Below are 13,988 nucleotides of genomic sequence, written 5' to 3'. Positions count from 1 at the left end.
CACGTTTTTCAGGACGTTAGAAGGAGACGTATCATGCTGTACTGGGCGCTCGTTTTTCTTGTGGTTGCGATCATCGCCGGCGCGCTTGGGTTCGGCGGCATTGCCGGCACATCGGCTGGCATCGCGCAGATATTGTTCTTCATCTTCCTTGCCTTCCTGGTGATTTCGCTCATCGCCGGCCTCGTCAGGAGAACCTGACGGACGGGGCGCACCGAACACTGGAAGCCGCACCCCTCAAACGGTTTCCAGCCACCGCCGGGCGGTGTCCCCCTAAGGACGTCGTCCGGCGGACCGTTTTTGAGGCTGCGTGCAGCCTCGGCACGTCAAGGCCGAAGCAGCCGTCTGTCGTAAGCCGGTCAGCCTGGATGCGGGGAAGTATTGGATGCGTTCCAAGGCATCAGAGAAGGACGATACGGACAAGCGCGGCGACGAGGTGATCGCTATGCATCCGGCGGAGAGCGGGATGCAGCTTGGACGCGCTTTGCTCCATGCGCTTCACAATGCCGGAATTTCGGTTCTCTATCAGGATCGGGAAATGAAAACCGTCTGGGCCCGCAACATGCGCGTGCCCTGGGCAGCCGAGACGGCCGACGGCAAGGATTTGCTCTCCCCCGCGCAAGCCGAGCGCATAAGCGCAGCCAAACGCAGGGCGGTTGAAACCGGTAACGCGGACCGTCTCGAGCTCGGCATTCCCGGGAGTGACGGCGTGCGCTGGTTCCAGATTTGGGTCGATGCCGATCATAGCGATACCGGTGAGGTCCAGGGCGTCGTCACCACCATGGTCGAGACGACGGAGCAGAAACGCCGCGAACAGACGCTGAAGACGCTGCTGCGGGAGGTCAGCCATCGCTCGAAGAACCTTTTGGCCATCATCCAGAGCATCGCCACCCAGACGGGGCGCTACTCTGAGACGATTGGCGACTTCCTGACGCGCTTTCGCGGCCGCATTCAGTCGCTCGCCTCGTCCCAGGATCTGGTGACGTCCTCCAACTGGCGGGGCGCAGCGCTTCAAGAGCTCGTATCTGGCCAGGTCGGCCGCTATAGCGCCGACCCGCGCCGCAGTTTGCGTTTCGATGGCGAAAACCCTTACCTCAACCCAAACGCCGCCCTGCATGTCGGCCTGGCCATGCATGAGCTCGCGGTGAATTCGGTAAGTTATGGCGCCCTGTCGCGGCCTGACGGCCATGTCGAGGTAAGCGCCAGGATCGCACCCGACAGCGGGGCCTCGCCCGGCCTTTTGCTGGTTTGGACGGAGAGGATCGGCGCCGGCCGGCGCAACGAAAAGCGCTTTGGCAGCGTCGCTCTGGAACGCGTCGTGCCGACGTCGCTGAACGGCTCCGCCAACCTCGAGATCGACGGGGGTCGTCTCGAATATCGCCTCACGATCCCGCGCGGCAATTTCGAGATGGAATGACCGCCACGCCTCGGGCCACGGACATTCGCCGGCAAGGCCCTTAACCGGCTGTTCACCATAAAGTCCGATTCTGTGTTCCCGGCGAAGGCGCGCCGGAACGCCCAGCCGCGCCCAGTCACACGATTTGGCACGCGATTCGGGAGGACTGAAATGATGGTTGCCGACATCAACAGGTTGGAGCAGGCCGCGCGCATCTCGATGAGCGGCTTCCAGGATGCCGAGGCGCCGCCTTCGCCTCGCTCCGCCCATCTGTCGCTTCGCCTCGGCGCCGTTGCGCTCCTGGCTGCCCTGAAGCAATTCCAGAAAAAGTGCGAAGCGGTTTTCCGCCCGCAATTGCGGAAAAACAAATGCCTGGAGCGGATCAGCGATTCGACGAAAAGCTGAACCGCTCCGATGCTGACGGCGGCGTGGCGGTTGACCTGACCCGCCGGGTATCCTCATCAAGAGCAAGCGTATGGTCGCCAAGGGCTCGCGGCATCGCGCAGACACTGGCGGCAGGAACTTTTGAGCCGCGAGAATCGTTCTTTGCGGCGAGAGGGTTCGCCGTGGAACACATCGCCGCATTGCTCCTCGTCATCGGCTGCTCGGACACCATGACCGAATGCCGCGAACTGTCGGTGCCGGTCAGCGTCTTCGAAACCTTTGAGGCTTGCACCGCCGAACGGCCCTTTGCGCTGGGCGACCTCCGGGGCCAGGCCCGGCACGTCGTCGGCGAGTGCCTTGTCGTCGATCCGGCGCTGGAGGACGATTACGACCAGATCGTCTGGAACGTCCGTCCCGACGGCTCGCTCGACGCCTCGCTCGAGGTCTCCGGTATGCTTGTCGCCTCGAACGGCGCGCGCCCCGAAAAAGACTCTCTTCAGCAACAATAAGATCTGGCAGGCAAAGCCCGTTTTTTCGTGCTAAATGGCGGACGGCACTGCCGAAAGTGAGGACAAAAGTGAGGAGCAATTTTATGCGGAAGATGATCATTGCCATGGTTGCCGTGGTCGCTGTCAGCGGCTGCACCACGACCGAGCAGGATGTGGTCGGCGGCGGCCTGATCGGCGCCGGTGTGGGCGGCTTGGTCGGCGGCGGCAAGGGCGCGCTGATCGGTGCGGCTGTCGGCGCCGGATCCGGCCTGCTGGTCCGCAACCTGCGCAATGGCTATTGCCAGTATCGTGATCATCGCGGTCGGATCTACACCGCCCGCTGCAACTAATCCCCCGACAGAGCAATTCCAGGAAAAGTGCGTAACGGTTTTTCCGTCCGGAATTGCGCAGTCTGGTGAGAATGTCGATCTGGAGGCCGGCCCGCCGGCCTCCATTTCTTGTGTTTGAACGGCCGGTCGCTCGCTAATGCATGTCGCCCAGAAGTGTGCAGCGGTTCTGGGGCAACGACATGCATCAAAACAAAGACTTAAAGCGCGTCGCCTGAATCCGTTTCAACGCGACGCGCTTTAGAGCAATTCCAGGAAAAGTGTGTAACGGTTAGGCTCGGTGCCTTCGCCGTAGCCTTCCGTCCGGAATTGCGTAAAAACAAATAGTTAGAGCAGCTCGGCGTTTCCGTGAAACGGTGAACCGCTCTAGGGTGTGTTGAGATTCAGGTCAGGCCGAGTCGAGAATGGTGGGTTCCGAGAACCGGAGCGGAGCGTACTTAAAGTACGTGAGCACCGGAAGCGCAGGGAGCCGCCATTCGCAGGCCGGCATCACCTGAATATCAACACACCCTAAACGACTTCGATCCGTTCACCCTGTCAGCGGAATCCTTATTTCCACCTTCAGGCCGTCGGCCTGGAAATCGCGCTTGATCGTGCCGCGCAATTCGCGTGTGACATTGAGATCGATCAGTTTGGTGCCGAAGCCGGTTTTTTCCGGTGCTTCCAGTCTTTCCTGCCCTGTCTCGCGCCAGGTGAGCACCAGCGTCCGCTCACGGCCGCGTCCCTCCACCATCCAGCCGACTTTCAGCGCCCAGTCTCCCTTGAGAGCATTGGCCGAACTGCCGGCCTCGCCATATTTCAGCGCATTGGTGGCAAGCTCGTGGAAGGTCAGGCCGAGCGCCTGCGTGGTCGTCTCGTCGAGCAGCACCTCCGGCCCCGACAATATGCCGTCAGGAAGCGCCTTGCCGAACACCTGCCCGAGTTCGGTGCGCAGGAGATCGCCAAGGTCCGCCTTCTGCCAGCGCGAGCGTGTCAGCATGTCCTGTGAAGCCGCCATCGCCTGCAGCCTCGCCGAGAAAGATGCCGAGAACTCCTTCACGTCGGTGGCCTGGGCGGCCGTCTGGCGCGCGATCGCCAGCACCCTTGTGATCGAATTCTTGATGCGGTGCTTCATCTCCTGCAGGATCAGGTCCTTTTCCAGCAGGCTCTTCTCCGTCGCTTCATGCAGCAGCGACTTCGCCTCATAGGCGCGCTCCTGATAACGGGCCACCAGGGCGATCGCCCCGGCAAGCAGCAGGCCGAACAGCCCGAGCATCACCGGAATGGCGCGCGAGGAAGGCAGCGAAAAAGCGCTGGTCGGCCGAAACAGAACAGTCCAGGGTCGGCCGGCCACGACGATATCCCGGCGCGCCACAAGCTTCGAGCCCAGGGAATCGGCAGGCGGCGCCTCCGAGCGGAACAGCAGATTGTCGGCACCCGGCTTGCCGTCATAGATCTCGACATTGACCGGCAGCAGCGGTGCCTTGCTGAGCGCTACCTGGAACAAATCGCGCGCGCGGAAGGCGGCATAGAGAAAGCCTGCGGTCGAGGAGCGGCTGGCATTGATGACGTCCGGGGCCGTTTCCACGTTCAGCCGCACGAAAACCAGGAATCCGGGGAAGGTCTGCGTCACCTCGGCGCCCAGGCCGAGCTGGGCAAGGCCACTGGCATGCTGCTGGTCGTCCGCCATGGCCTTCTCGATCGCCGTCCGCCGTACCGGCTCGCTGAACATGTCGAAGCCGATGATCGACTGGTTGGACGTATCGAGCGGCTCGAAAAGCACGATGGGCGTGCGCCACGGCTGCTCGGTCGTGGCCGGGTAGATCGGATGCGCCGAGCCGTGATCGTGCAGGATGTCGCGCTCGACCGCCGCCTCGTCGCCGGTCTTGGCCAGCCTCAGGAAGCCGATGCCGCGCAGACCGGCGAAATTGTCGTCGATATCGAGCGCGGTGAAGAAGGCGTTGAACTCGCCGCGCGTGATGTCGCCGTTGCGGGCATCGAACAGCGCCTGCGTCGAGCGCAACAGCGACAGATGCAGGTCGATGCGGCTCTCGATGCGGTTGAGCGCATCGTCGGCCGTTCCCTCGAACTTGATGCGCGCCGCTTCCTGGGTCGCGAAATAGGCGAACCCCGCCATCGTCAGGCTGATCAGCGAGACGGCGATGAATGCGACGATCGGAAAGAGCTTTTTCAACGCAGGAGGCGGCCCATCGATGGTTGACCACCTTTATGGGCAAGTCTCCGTGCCAACACAATGGCGAGGCCAATCCATCACGGCCACTGGCACATCACCTAATCGTAAATTAGCCAACTAACTTATTGCCTTACGCCGCGATCTTCAGCGCTCCCGGGCCCGGAATCGCGCCCGGCGGGCACTTGCCCAAAATGATCATGCCGAGCACCTCGTCCTGCGTCACGTCGCCGGTGCGGGCGGTGCCCACCACTTGGCCATTCTTCATCACGCAGACCCGGTCGGCCAGCTCGAACACGTCGTGGATGTCGTGGCTGATCAGGAAGATGCCGATGCCGTCGGCCTTGAGCTGCCGCACCAGCTCGCCGACCTGGGCCGTCTCCTGGGGACCGAGGGCCGCGGTCGGTTCGTCCATGATCAGGATGCGGGCGTTGAACAGGATCGCGCGGGCGATCGCCACCGACTGCCTTTGCCCGCCGGACAGCTTGATCACCGGCTCCTTGAAGCGCTGGAAGCGCGGATTGAGCCGGCCCATCACCTTGCGCGCCTCGGCCTCCATGGCGACGTCGTCAAGCGTGCCCCAGGCGGTCATCAGCTCGCGGCCGAGGAAAAGATTGGCGGCGGCGTCGACATTGTCGGCAAGCGCCAGCGTCTGGTAGATCGTCTCGATGCCGTATTTCTTGGCGTCGCGCGGATTGGCGATCGATGCTTCCTCGCCCGTGACGAAGATCTGCCCGGCATCGCGCTTGTAGGCGCCGGACAGGATCTTGATCAGCGTCGACTTGCCGGCGCCGTTGTGGCCAAGCAGCGCCACCACCTCGCCGGGGAAGAGATCGATGGATGCGTCGTCGACGGCGCGGATGCCGCCGAAGGCGATCGAGATGTTGCGCATGTCGACCAGCGGGACGTCCGCGGGAGCGGTTTTCTCAGCCATGATCCTTCTCCTCCCTGCCTGATCAGACGCGCTTGCGGTAAATGGTGTCGAGCCAGACGGCGATGACCAGCACCGCGCCGACAACGATGCTCTGCAGCGGCGAGTCGACGCCGAGCAGCACCATGCCGGACTGCAGCGACTGCATCAAAAGCGCGCCAAGCATGGCACCAAGCACGGTTCCCGAACCGCCGGCAAGCGAAGTGCCGCCGATCACCGCCGCGGCTATCACCAGGAGCTCGTCCAGCGTGCCGAGCGCGTTGGTCGATGAATTCTGCCGCGCCGACGAGATGGCGGCGGCGATCGTCGCCAGCACGCCCATGATCATGAACACCTTCATGGTGATCCAGCGCGTGTTGATGCCGGCAAGGTTCGCCGCCTCCGGATTGCCGCCGATGGCAAAGACATAGCGGCCGAAGCGGGTGCGCTTGGTGATGAAGGTCATGATCAGGCCGACCGCGACCGCCATCAGCACGGGAATGGCGATGCCATGGGCGATGAACAGGCCGCCTTCGGGAACGGTGATGTTGTTGGCGGTGGCGTATCGGTTCACGATGCCGACCGGCCAGGGATAGGAATTGGCCAGCCACACCGCGCCCATGATGACCGCACAGGTGACCGCGCCGAGCAGCGTCTCGGCCCAGATCGGACGCAACGGGAAACGGAAGCGCTTGCGCTGCACCCGGCCGTTGAACAGCGCAAACACCACCGCCACGCAGGCGACGATGCCGACGACCCAGCTCCATCTGGCGCCGATCGAGCCGGCCGGTCCGCCGCCCATGAGCTGGAAGGTAGCGTCGAGCGGCGCCACCGTCTGGCCGCTGGTGACCCACCAGGCAGCGCCGCGCCAGACCAGCAAGCCACCCAGCGTTACGATGAAAGCCGGCACTTCGAGATAGGCGATGACGAAGCCCTGGAAGGCGCCGATCAGCAACCCGAGCGCCAGGCCGATGGCCAGCGCCAGCACCCAGATCCACGGATTGCCGAGCTCGAGCCCGACCATGCGCACCAGGAAATGCACCTGGGCGAAACCCATCACCATGCCGATCAGCCCCTCGGCCGAGCCGACGGAGAGGTCGATGTTGCGCATGACGATGACCAGCACCATGCCGGAGGCCATGATCGCCACGGCCGAGGTCTGCACCGAGAGGTTCCACAGATTGCGCGGGGTAAGGAACGTGCGGCTGTCGAAATCGAGCGGATTGACGCCGAGCCGCAGGCTCGAGATGACGTGCAGGCCGATCCAGATGATCAAAAGCGCGCCGACCATGCCGAGCATGCGCGTGTCGAGTTCGGTCGCCTTGAGGAAGCGCCCGACGGCGCTGAGTTCGGAGGCACGCGCGCGATCCGCGGCCGGGTTGGCCGGCGTATCAGAGGTCGTATCGGTCATGATCTCCTCCCACCGGCTTGCCGTCTGGCGCGGATGCCGGACCACGATGCTAGAGCAATTCCAGGGAAAGTGTGTAGCCCGTCCGGAATTGCGTGAAAACAAGCGGCTGCAGCTGTTCGACGATCCTGCCGGACGATGAGCTGCTCCAACGACTTTCCCGGTTTATGCGCAGCGGGAAACCTTTTTGAGAAACGCCGCGGCCCTTGGGCCGCGGCGTCAGGATTTGGACAGGCGTCGGTCGGCTTAATTGCAGACCGCGACACTGCCGGCGGCAACGCCGGCGCAGACCTCGTCCTTCTTGATCCAGCCGGCATCGATGACGAGGTTGAGATTGTCCTTGGTGATCGCGACCGGGGTCAGGAACAGCGACTTGACGGTGTTGCCGCCAGGCGTCGTGAAGTCCTTGACGCCGGCGATATCGGTCATCTTCTTGCCGTCGGCGAGCTGCGAGGCGATCTCGGCGGCGTTCTTGCCGAGCTCGCGCGCATCCTTCCACACCGACACCGTCTGCGTGCCGAGCGCGATGCGGTTGAGCGCGGCATGGTCGCCGTCCTGGCCGGAGACCGGAACGGTGCCGGCCAGGCCTTGCGCCGTCAGCGCCGCGACGACGCCGCCGGCGGTGCCGTCATTGGCCGCTACGACCGCATCGACCTTGTTGTCGTTGGCGGTCAGGAACTGCTCCATGTTCTTCTGCGCGTTGGCAGGCAGCCAGCCATCGGTATAGGCCTCGCCGACATTCTTGACCTTGCCGCTGTCGATGGCCTCCTTCAGCACTTCCATCGAGCCCGAGAACAGGAAATCGGCATTCGGATCGGCGCCCGAGCCCTTGATGAAGACGTAGTTGCCTTCGGGCTTGGCCTTGAACACCTCGCGGGCCTGCATGCGGCCGACTTCCTTGTTGTCGAAGGTCAGGTAGAACACGTCCTTGTTCTCGATCAGGCGGTCGTAGCCGACGACCGGAATGCCTTCGTCCAGCGCCTTCTGAACTGCCGGCCCAATCGCCGAGGCGTCCTGCGCCAGGATGATCAGCGCGTTGGCGCCCTGCGAGATCAGGCTCTCGACGTCGGTCAGCTGCTTGCCCGGATTGGACTGCGCGTCGGCGGAGATGTACTTGTCCCCGGCGGCCTCGATGGCCTTCTTCATCGCCGCCTCGTCGGTCTTCCAGCGTTCTTCCTGGAAATTCGACCACGAAACGCCGATCACCTTGTCCTTTGCCTCTGCGACCGACGCCAGCGTCAGCGACATGGCGACACCCGCCAGGATGGCGGTTGCGAATCTCTTCATGATTTCCTCCCTGCGCCATTGCGGCGCGACCCAGACTGGCCCGAAGGCCGCACACAGAGGCTTTTTTTCGAGCCTCGAAAAAACACTGATGCAACGTCGAAGCGCTGTCAACTGCGATTCTGATGGTTTTTGAGGTGTCGCAAACTTTTTTTCGAGCTCCGCAATAAATAATGACAGCCCCGGCAGCTTCTGCCAGTATCCCTAGCACGTCGGCGACGGCCCATGGCATGATGAGAAGGCCGCGACGCCCGGGAGGAAGGAAAACGATGTCGGTCGGAATCCGCCACGACGACCTGCGCCGGCGCAACCGCGCCATGGTGCTCTCGGCCGTGCGCCGGGCCGACCAGCCGTCGCGCACGGAAATCGCCGCGACCACCGGGCTCAGCCACTCGACGATTTCGGCGATCTCTGCCGACCTGATCCAGGAAGGCATCCTGGCCGAGAGCAAGCCGAGCGAGACCACGTCGCTGAAGCGCGGCCGGCCACAAGTCGGCCTCGCCCTCAACCCCGAAGCGGCCGCGGTGGTGACGGTGGTACTGTCGCTGAATTTCCTCTCCGTCGCCGTCATCGACTATGCCGGTCAGGTCATCGCCGAAGAGCAGCGGCGCCTCGACACGCTGACCATGCCGCGCGACGAGCTGATCGGCGAATGCACGGCGATTGTCCGGCGCCGGCTGGAGGACCCGGATCTCGATGTCGGCAGCGTCGCCCGCATTGCCATGGGCATCCAGGGCATCACCGATTCCCACGCCCGCGCCATGCTGTGGTCGCCGATCACGCCGCTGACCGACATTCCCTTCGCCGACATCCTGGAGCATGAATTCGGCATTCCCGCCACCATGGAGAACGACTGCAACATGATGGCGGTGGCGCTGCAATGGCGCGACCCCGACCGCTACCGCGACAACTTCATCGCCATCCTGCTCTCGCACGGCATCGGCATGGGGCTGGTGCTGAAGGGCGAGCTGTTCACCGGCACGCACTCTTCCGGCGGCGAGTTCGGCCACATGATCCACCGTCCCGGCGGCGCGCTCTGCCGCTGCGGACGCCGCGGCTGCGTCGAGGCCTATGCCGGCAACTACGCCATCTGGCGCAGCGCCATGAAGATGAGCGAGGATGCCGAGCCGGTCGACGTCGGCGACGCCGACATGCGGGCTCTTGCCGCGAAGGCGCGCGAAAAAGACGGCCCGGAGCGCGAGGCCTATCGCCGGGCGGGCGAAGCGCTGGGCTTTGGGCTGGGCAGCCTGTTCGCGCTGATCGACCCGGCGCCGGTCGCCATGGTCGGCGTCAGCGCCGCGGCTTTCGACCTGATCGAGCCGGCGTTGCGGGAAGCCATCGCCCAGACCGCCGGCGGCCAGCACTCAAAATCGATCTCCTTCGACACTGAGCCGAACGAATTGCCGCTGATACGCGAAGGCTGCGCCATGCGCGCGCTGAGCTTCGTCGACCAGGAGATTTTCGCGCCGGGCGTGCAGGCGAGGACCGGCACCGGAAAGAACGTCGCCTGATCAGTCTTCCCTGATCGCGTAGCCCGCCCCGCGTATCGTGCGGATGACGTCCGGCATGCGGCCGTTGTTGACCGCCTTGCGCAGGCGTCCGACATGCACGTCCACCGTGCGCTCGTCGATATAGATCGTCTCGCCCCAGACATTGTCGAGCAGCTGGCTGCGCGAGAACACCCGGCCGGGATGCCGCATCATGAATTCGAGCAGCCGGAACTCGGTCGGGCCGAGCCTGATCTCGCTCTTCTTGCGGTAGACGCGGTGCGATTCGCGGTCGAGCACGATGTCGCCGACCTTGAGCACGCTGGACAGCACCTCCGGCTTGGCGCGGCGCAACAGCGCCTTGACCCTGGCCATGAATTCCGGCGTCGAGAACGGCTTGACCAGGTAGTCGTCGGCGCCCGTCGAGAGGCCGCGCACGCGATCGCTTTCCTCGCCGCGCGCGGTCAGCATGATGATCGGCAGCCGCTCGGTCTCGGGCCGCATCCTGAGGCGCCGGCAAAGCTCGATGCCGGAAACCGCCGGCACCATCCAATCGAGCACCAGAAGGTCGGGCACGTTCTCCTGCAGGCGGATCTCGGCCTCGTCGCCGCGGGTCACCACCTCGACCTGATAACCCTCGGATTCGAGGTTGTAGCGGAGCAGCACCCCCAGCGGCTCCTCGTCCTCCACCACCATGATGCGTGGGGCGATCATTTGGCAGGCACCTTCGCTGTCACGCCGCCGGCGCCGACATCGCCGTCTCGTCCTGCTTCGGACGATTGGCGGGCAATTGGGTGCCGGTCAGCACATAATAGGCGTTCTCGGCGATGTTGGTCACATGGTCGCCGATGCGCTCCAGATTCTTGGCGCAGAACAGGAGGTGCGTACAAGCCGTGATGTTGCGCGGATCCTCCATCATGTAAGTCAGGAGCTCGCGGAAGACGGAGGTGTATTTGACGTCGACGCGCTCGTCGTCGTTCCTGAGCTTGGCGAGCGCCGTGGCGTCGCCCGCCGTGTACTCCTCGATCACGCCCTGGACCTGGATCAGCACCAGCTGCGCCATCGCGTCGATCGAGTGCGATAGGTCGCGCGGCGCGGCGCTGACGCCGACGGAGCCGACGCGCTTGGCGATGTTCTTGGCGAGGTCGCCGATGCGCTCGAGGTCGCCGGCCATGCGGATGGCGCCGACCACGCTGCGCAGGTCGTCGGCCATCGGCTGGCGCTTGGCGATCAGCGTGATGGCGCGGTCGTCGAGCTCGCGCTGACGCGCGTCCATGATGGCGTCGTCGGAGACGACGCGCTGCGCCAAAGCATTGTCGGAATTGAGCAGAGCCTTGGTCGAGGCGCCGACCATCGAGCCGGCGAGATCGCCCATATCACGGATGAGCCGGCTGATCTGCCCGAGATCCTCGTCGAAGGAAGCGACCGTATGGGCCATGATTGATGTCCTCGTGTGAACTCAGCCGAAGCGGCCGGTGATGTAGTCCTGCGTGCGCTTCTCGCGGGGCGAGGTGAAGATCTTCTCGGTTCGGTCGAACTCGACCAGCTCGCCGAGATACATGAACGCCGTCTGCCGCGACACGCGCGCCGCCTGCTGCATGTTGTGGGTGACGATCACGATCGTGTAGTCGGCCTGCAATTCGTCGATCAGTTCCTCGATCTTGGCGGTCGACAGCGGATCGAGCGCCGAGGCCGGCTCGTCGAGCAGGATGACCTCCGGCTTCACCGCCACGGTGCGGGCGATGCAGAGCCGCTGCTGCTGGCCGCCCGAAAGGCTCTGGCCGCTGGCGTTGAGCTTGTCCTTGACCTCGTTCCACAGCGCCGCGCGCTTCAGCGCCTGCTCGACGCGGTTGTCCATCTCGGCCTTGCTGATCTTCTCATACAGCCTGACGCCGAAGGCGATGTTCTCGTAGATCGACATCGGGAACGGCGTCGGCTTCTGGAACACCATGCCGATCTTGGTCCTGAGCAGGTTGAGGTCCTGCGAGCGGTCGAGGATGTTCTTGCCGTCGAGCAGCACCTGGCCTTCGGCGCTCTGCTTCGGATAGAGCTCGTAGATGCGGTTCAGCACGCGCAGCAGCGTCGACTTCCCGCAGCCCGACGGCCCGATGAAGGCGGTGACGCTGCGTTCGGGCAGCGACAGGTTGATGTCCTTCAGCGCCTTCGACTGGCCATAGTAGAAGTTGAGGTTTTTGACCTCGATCTTGGCCTTCTCGACGGCAGTGTCGGCTACGTTCAGGTCGGTGGACAACATCGGTTTCATCTGTCCTCTCTGCGTCCGGTAAGGCTGCGGGCGAAGACGCTCAGCCCGAGAACCGTCAGGGTGATTATGAGTGCGCCCGTCCAGGCCAGCTGCTGCCATTCCTCATAGGGGCTGAGCGCAAACTGGAAGATGGTCACCGGCAGGCTGGCCATCGGCGCGTTGAGATTGCTCGACCAGAACTGGTTGTTGAGCGCGGTGAAGAGCAGCGGCGCCGTCTCGCCGGAAATGCGGGCGATCGCCAGCAATATGCCGGTGACGATGCCGGACAGTGCGGCGCGATAGGCGACCGAGCGGATCACCACCCAGCGCGGCGCGCCGATGGCGGTGCCGGCTTCGCGCAGCGCGTTGGGCACCAGGTTGAGCATGTCCTCGGTGGTGCGCACCACGACGGGGATCACCAGGATGGACAGCGCAACCGCGCCGGCGATCGCCGAGAAGTGGCCCATCGGGCGCACCATCAGCTCATAGACGAACAGGCCGACGATGATCGAGGGCGCCGACAGCAGGATGTCGTTGATGAAACGCACCACCGTGGTCAGACGCGAGAAGCGCCCGTATTCGGCCATGTAGGTTCCGGCGAGCACGCCGATCGGCGTGCCGACGATGATGCCGATGATGGTCATCACGATGCTGCCGTAGATGGCGTTGAGCAGACCGCCGGCGTCGCCGGGCGGCGGCGTCATTTCGGTAAAGACGGCCAGGGAAACGCCGGAGAGCCCTTTGTAGATCAGCGCGCCAAGGATAAGCGCCAGCCAGGCAAGGCCGATGCCCGCCGCGATGACGCACAGCGCCATCATCACGGCATTCTTGCGCTTGCGGCTTTGGTGGAGCGATGCGGCTGTCGACATCGGTCAGGCTCCGGTCCGGCTATCGATGCGCAACAGCATGTAGCGCGCGATGGCGAGGATGATGAGAGTGATGATGAACAGGATCAGGCCGAGCGCCACCAGCGAGGATGTGTAGAGCTCGCCGTCGGCTTCGGTGAATTCGTTGGCGATGGTCGCCGAGATCGTCGTGCCCGGTGCAAACAGGGAAGCGCTGATGCGATGCGCGTTGCCGATGACGAAGGTGACGGCCATCGTCTCGCCGAGCGCGCGGCCGAGGCCGAGCATGACGCCGCCCATGATGCCGACGCGGGTATAGGGGATGGTCACGCGCCGGGTCACTTCCCAGGTCGTGCAGCCGATGCCGTAGGCCGATTCCTTCAGCACCGCCGGCACGGTGTCGAACACGTCCTTGGTGATCGAGGTGATGAAGGGCAGCACCATGATGGCAAGGATCAGCGACGAGGTCAGCAGGCCGATGCCGTAGGGCGGACCGGCAAACAGGCTGGAGAGGCCCGGTATGCCGTGGAAAAGATTGATGATGAAGGGCTGCACCGTCGTCTGCAGGAAGGGCGCGAAGACGAACAGGCCCCAGATGCCGTAGATGATCGAGGGAATGCCGGCGAGCAGCTCGACCGCGATGCCGATCGGGCGGCGGAGCGGGCGCGGGCAGAGCTCGGTCAGGAAGACGGCGATGCCGATACCGATCGGCACGGCGATAAGAATGGCGATGGCAGAGGTGACGATGGTGCCGTAGATCGGCGCCAGGGCGCCGAAATTCTCGGTGACCGGATTCCAGGCCTCGGTGGTCAGGAAGGAGAAGCCGAACTTCGACAGCGCCTCCCACGAGCCGGCAATCAGCGAGATCGCGACGCCACCAAGCAGGACCAGCACGAGGATGGCGGAAGCGCGCGTCGCCGTCCGGAAGGCCATGTCGGTGAAGGCGAAGCGGCGCACCGTCGCTTCTCTGGTCCGCATGGCGGACGATGTCACGGCTTCGGAAACGGCAGTCATCTAGCCCCTCGCATTT

The 13,988-nt window shown here is 64.1% G+C and carries 15 protein-coding genes; 6 read left to right on the top strand and 9 right to left on the bottom strand.

Going from position 1 to position 13,988, the window contains the following annotated elements; translation table 11 throughout:
• Positions 1–33: 33 nt before the first annotated feature.
• The 5 genes from AC4FWB_RS22855 to AC4FWB_RS22835 all read left to right on the top strand — a co-directional run bounded on the left by AC4FWB_RS22855 (position 34) and on the right by AC4FWB_RS22835 (position 2,615).
• The gene (locus tag AC4FWB_RS22855) at positions 34–198 is read left to right on the top strand and encodes a DUF1328 domain-containing protein (RefSeq protein ID WP_126091568.1); all 165 of its coding nucleotides are present in this window, start codon (positions 34–36) and stop codon (positions 196–198) included.
• A gap of 184 nt (positions 199–382) precedes the next feature.
• Complete coding sequence (locus tag AC4FWB_RS22850; protein WP_491028497.1) at positions 383–1,414, top strand: sensor histidine kinase; 1,032 nt, start codon at positions 383–385, stop codon at positions 1,412–1,414.
• A 150-nt stretch (positions 1,415–1,564) separates the two neighbouring features.
• The gene (locus tag AC4FWB_RS22845; RefSeq protein WP_491028496.1) at positions 1,565–1,798 is read left to right on the top strand and encodes a hypothetical protein; all 234 of its coding nucleotides are present in this window, start codon (positions 1,565–1,567) and stop codon (positions 1,796–1,798) included.
• Positions 1,799–1,959: 161 nt separating this feature from the next.
• A complete protein-coding gene (locus AC4FWB_RS22840; protein ID WP_491028534.1) occupies positions 1,960–2,286 on the top strand; it encodes a hypothetical protein in 327 nt (108 codons plus the stop codon).
• A gap of 83 nt (positions 2,287–2,369) precedes the next feature.
• Positions 2,370–2,615 carry a YMGG-like glycine zipper-containing protein gene (locus AC4FWB_RS22835; protein WP_027166589.1) on the top strand — a complete coding sequence of 82 codons (246 nt, stop codon included), beginning with the start codon at positions 2,370–2,372 and terminating at the stop codon, positions 2,613–2,615.
• 526 nt (positions 2,616–3,141) lie between these two features.
• Here the strand turns inward: AC4FWB_RS22835 and AC4FWB_RS22830 are convergent.
• The 4 genes from AC4FWB_RS22830 to xylF all read right to left on the bottom strand — a co-directional run bounded on the left by AC4FWB_RS22830 (position 3,142) and on the right by xylF (position 8,387).
• Positions 3,142–4,785: a CHASE domain-containing protein gene (locus AC4FWB_RS22830; RefSeq protein ID WP_491028495.1), complete on the bottom strand. Its 1,644-nt coding sequence runs from the start codon at positions 4,783–4,785 to the stop codon at positions 3,142–3,144.
• A gap of 130 nt (positions 4,786–4,915) precedes the next feature.
• Complete coding sequence (locus AC4FWB_RS22825) at positions 4,916–5,716, bottom strand: ATP-binding cassette domain-containing protein (protein ID WP_491028494.1); 801 nt, start codon at positions 5,714–5,716, stop codon at positions 4,916–4,918.
• Positions 5,717–5,738: 22 nt separating this feature from the next.
• Positions 5,739–7,103, bottom strand: a complete 1,365-nt coding sequence (locus tag AC4FWB_RS22820; protein WP_491028493.1) for a sugar ABC transporter permease — start codon at positions 7,101–7,103, stop codon at positions 5,739–5,741.
• Between the two features lie 243 nt (positions 7,104–7,346).
• The gene (gene xylF, locus AC4FWB_RS22815) at positions 7,347–8,387 is read right to left on the bottom strand and encodes a D-xylose ABC transporter substrate-binding protein (RefSeq protein WP_491028492.1); all 1,041 of its coding nucleotides are present in this window, start codon (positions 8,385–8,387) and stop codon (positions 7,347–7,349) included.
• Between the two features lie 266 nt (positions 8,388–8,653).
• Between xylF and AC4FWB_RS22810 the strand changes: the two genes are divergently transcribed.
• Entirely contained in the window at positions 8,654–9,895 is a 1,242-nt protein-coding gene (locus AC4FWB_RS22810; protein ID WP_491028491.1) for an ROK family transcriptional regulator, read from the top strand.
• Here the strand turns inward: AC4FWB_RS22810 and phoB are convergent, their stop codons facing one another.
• From phoB to pstC, 5 genes are read right to left on the bottom strand one after another with little or no spacing between them, the layout of a single operon-like run.
• Positions 9,896–10,585 carry a phosphate regulon transcriptional regulator PhoB gene (gene phoB, locus AC4FWB_RS22805; protein ID WP_010911896.1) on the bottom strand — a complete coding sequence of 230 codons (690 nt, stop codon included), beginning with the start codon at positions 10,583–10,585 and terminating at the stop codon, positions 9,896–9,898. It lies immediately after the preceding gene.
• Positions 10,586–10,604: 19 nt separating this feature from the next.
• A complete protein-coding gene (gene phoU, locus AC4FWB_RS22800) occupies positions 10,605–11,312 on the bottom strand; it encodes a phosphate signaling complex protein PhoU (protein WP_320221084.1) in 708 nt (235 codons plus the stop codon).
• A gap of 18 nt (positions 11,313–11,330) precedes the next feature.
• On the bottom strand, positions 11,331–12,134 hold the full coding sequence (gene pstB, locus AC4FWB_RS22795; RefSeq protein WP_126097554.1) for a phosphate ABC transporter ATP-binding protein PstB: 804 nt from the start codon (positions 12,132–12,134) through the stop codon (positions 11,331–11,333).
• Positions 12,131–12,982: a phosphate ABC transporter permease PstA gene (pstA, locus tag AC4FWB_RS22790; RefSeq protein WP_491028490.1), complete on the bottom strand. Its 852-nt coding sequence runs from the start codon at positions 12,980–12,982 to the stop codon at positions 12,131–12,133. The genes pstB and pstA overlap by 4 nt, the downstream gene beginning before the upstream one ends.
• Positions 12,983–12,985: 3 nt before the next feature.
• Positions 12,986–13,972: a phosphate ABC transporter permease subunit PstC gene (gene pstC, locus AC4FWB_RS22785; RefSeq protein WP_491028489.1), complete on the bottom strand. Its 987-nt coding sequence runs from the start codon at positions 13,970–13,972 to the stop codon at positions 12,986–12,988.
• Between the last annotated feature and the right edge of the window lie 16 nt (positions 13,973–13,988).

It is taken from the genome of Mesorhizobium sp. LEGMi-168a, from assembly GCF_058312955.1.
The sequence above is the reverse complement of the archived record's forward strand: the minus strand, read 5'-3'. Positions and strand labels throughout refer to the sequence as shown.

Excerpts from the sequence above, each read along its gene's own strand:
- AC4FWB_RS22855 (WP_126091568.1), top strand. The coding sequence starts at position 34 with ATGCTGTACTGGGCGCTCGTTTTTCTTGTGGTTGCGATCATCGCCGGC.
- AC4FWB_RS22825 (WP_491028494.1), bottom strand. The coding sequence starts at position 5,716 with ATGGCTGAGAAAACCGCTCCCGCGGACGTCCCGCTGGTCGACATGCGC.
- pstB (WP_126097554.1), bottom strand. The coding sequence starts at position 12,134 with ATGAAACCGATGTTGTCCACCGACCTGAACGTAGCCGACACTGCCGTC.
- AC4FWB_RS22850 (WP_491028497.1), top strand. The coding sequence starts at position 383 with ATGCGTTCCAAGGCATCAGAGAAGGACGATACGGACAAGCGCGGCGAC.
- phoB (WP_010911896.1), bottom strand. The coding sequence starts at position 10,585 with ATGATCGCCCCACGCATCATGGTGGTGGAGGACGAGGAGCCGCTGGGG.
- AC4FWB_RS22810 (WP_491028491.1), top strand. The coding sequence starts at position 8,654 with ATGTCGGTCGGAATCCGCCACGACGACCTGCGCCGGCGCAACCGCGCC.
- pstA (WP_491028490.1), bottom strand. The coding sequence starts at position 12,982 with ATGTCGACAGCCGCATCGCTCCACCAAAGCCGCAAGCGCAAGAATGCC.
- AC4FWB_RS22845 (WP_491028496.1), top strand. The coding sequence starts at position 1,565 with ATGATGGTTGCCGACATCAACAGGTTGGAGCAGGCCGCGCGCATCTCG.
- pstC (WP_491028489.1), bottom strand. The coding sequence starts at position 13,972 with ATGACTGCCGTTTCCGAAGCCGTGACATCGTCCGCCATGCGGACCAGA.
- AC4FWB_RS22820 (WP_491028493.1), bottom strand. The coding sequence starts at position 7,103 with ATGACCGATACGACCTCTGATACGCCGGCCAACCCGGCCGCGGATCGC.
- AC4FWB_RS22835 (WP_027166589.1), top strand. The coding sequence starts at position 2,370 with ATGCGGAAGATGATCATTGCCATGGTTGCCGTGGTCGCTGTCAGCGGC.
- xylF (WP_491028492.1), bottom strand. The coding sequence starts at position 8,387 with ATGAAGAGATTCGCAACCGCCATCCTGGCGGGTGTCGCCATGTCGCTG.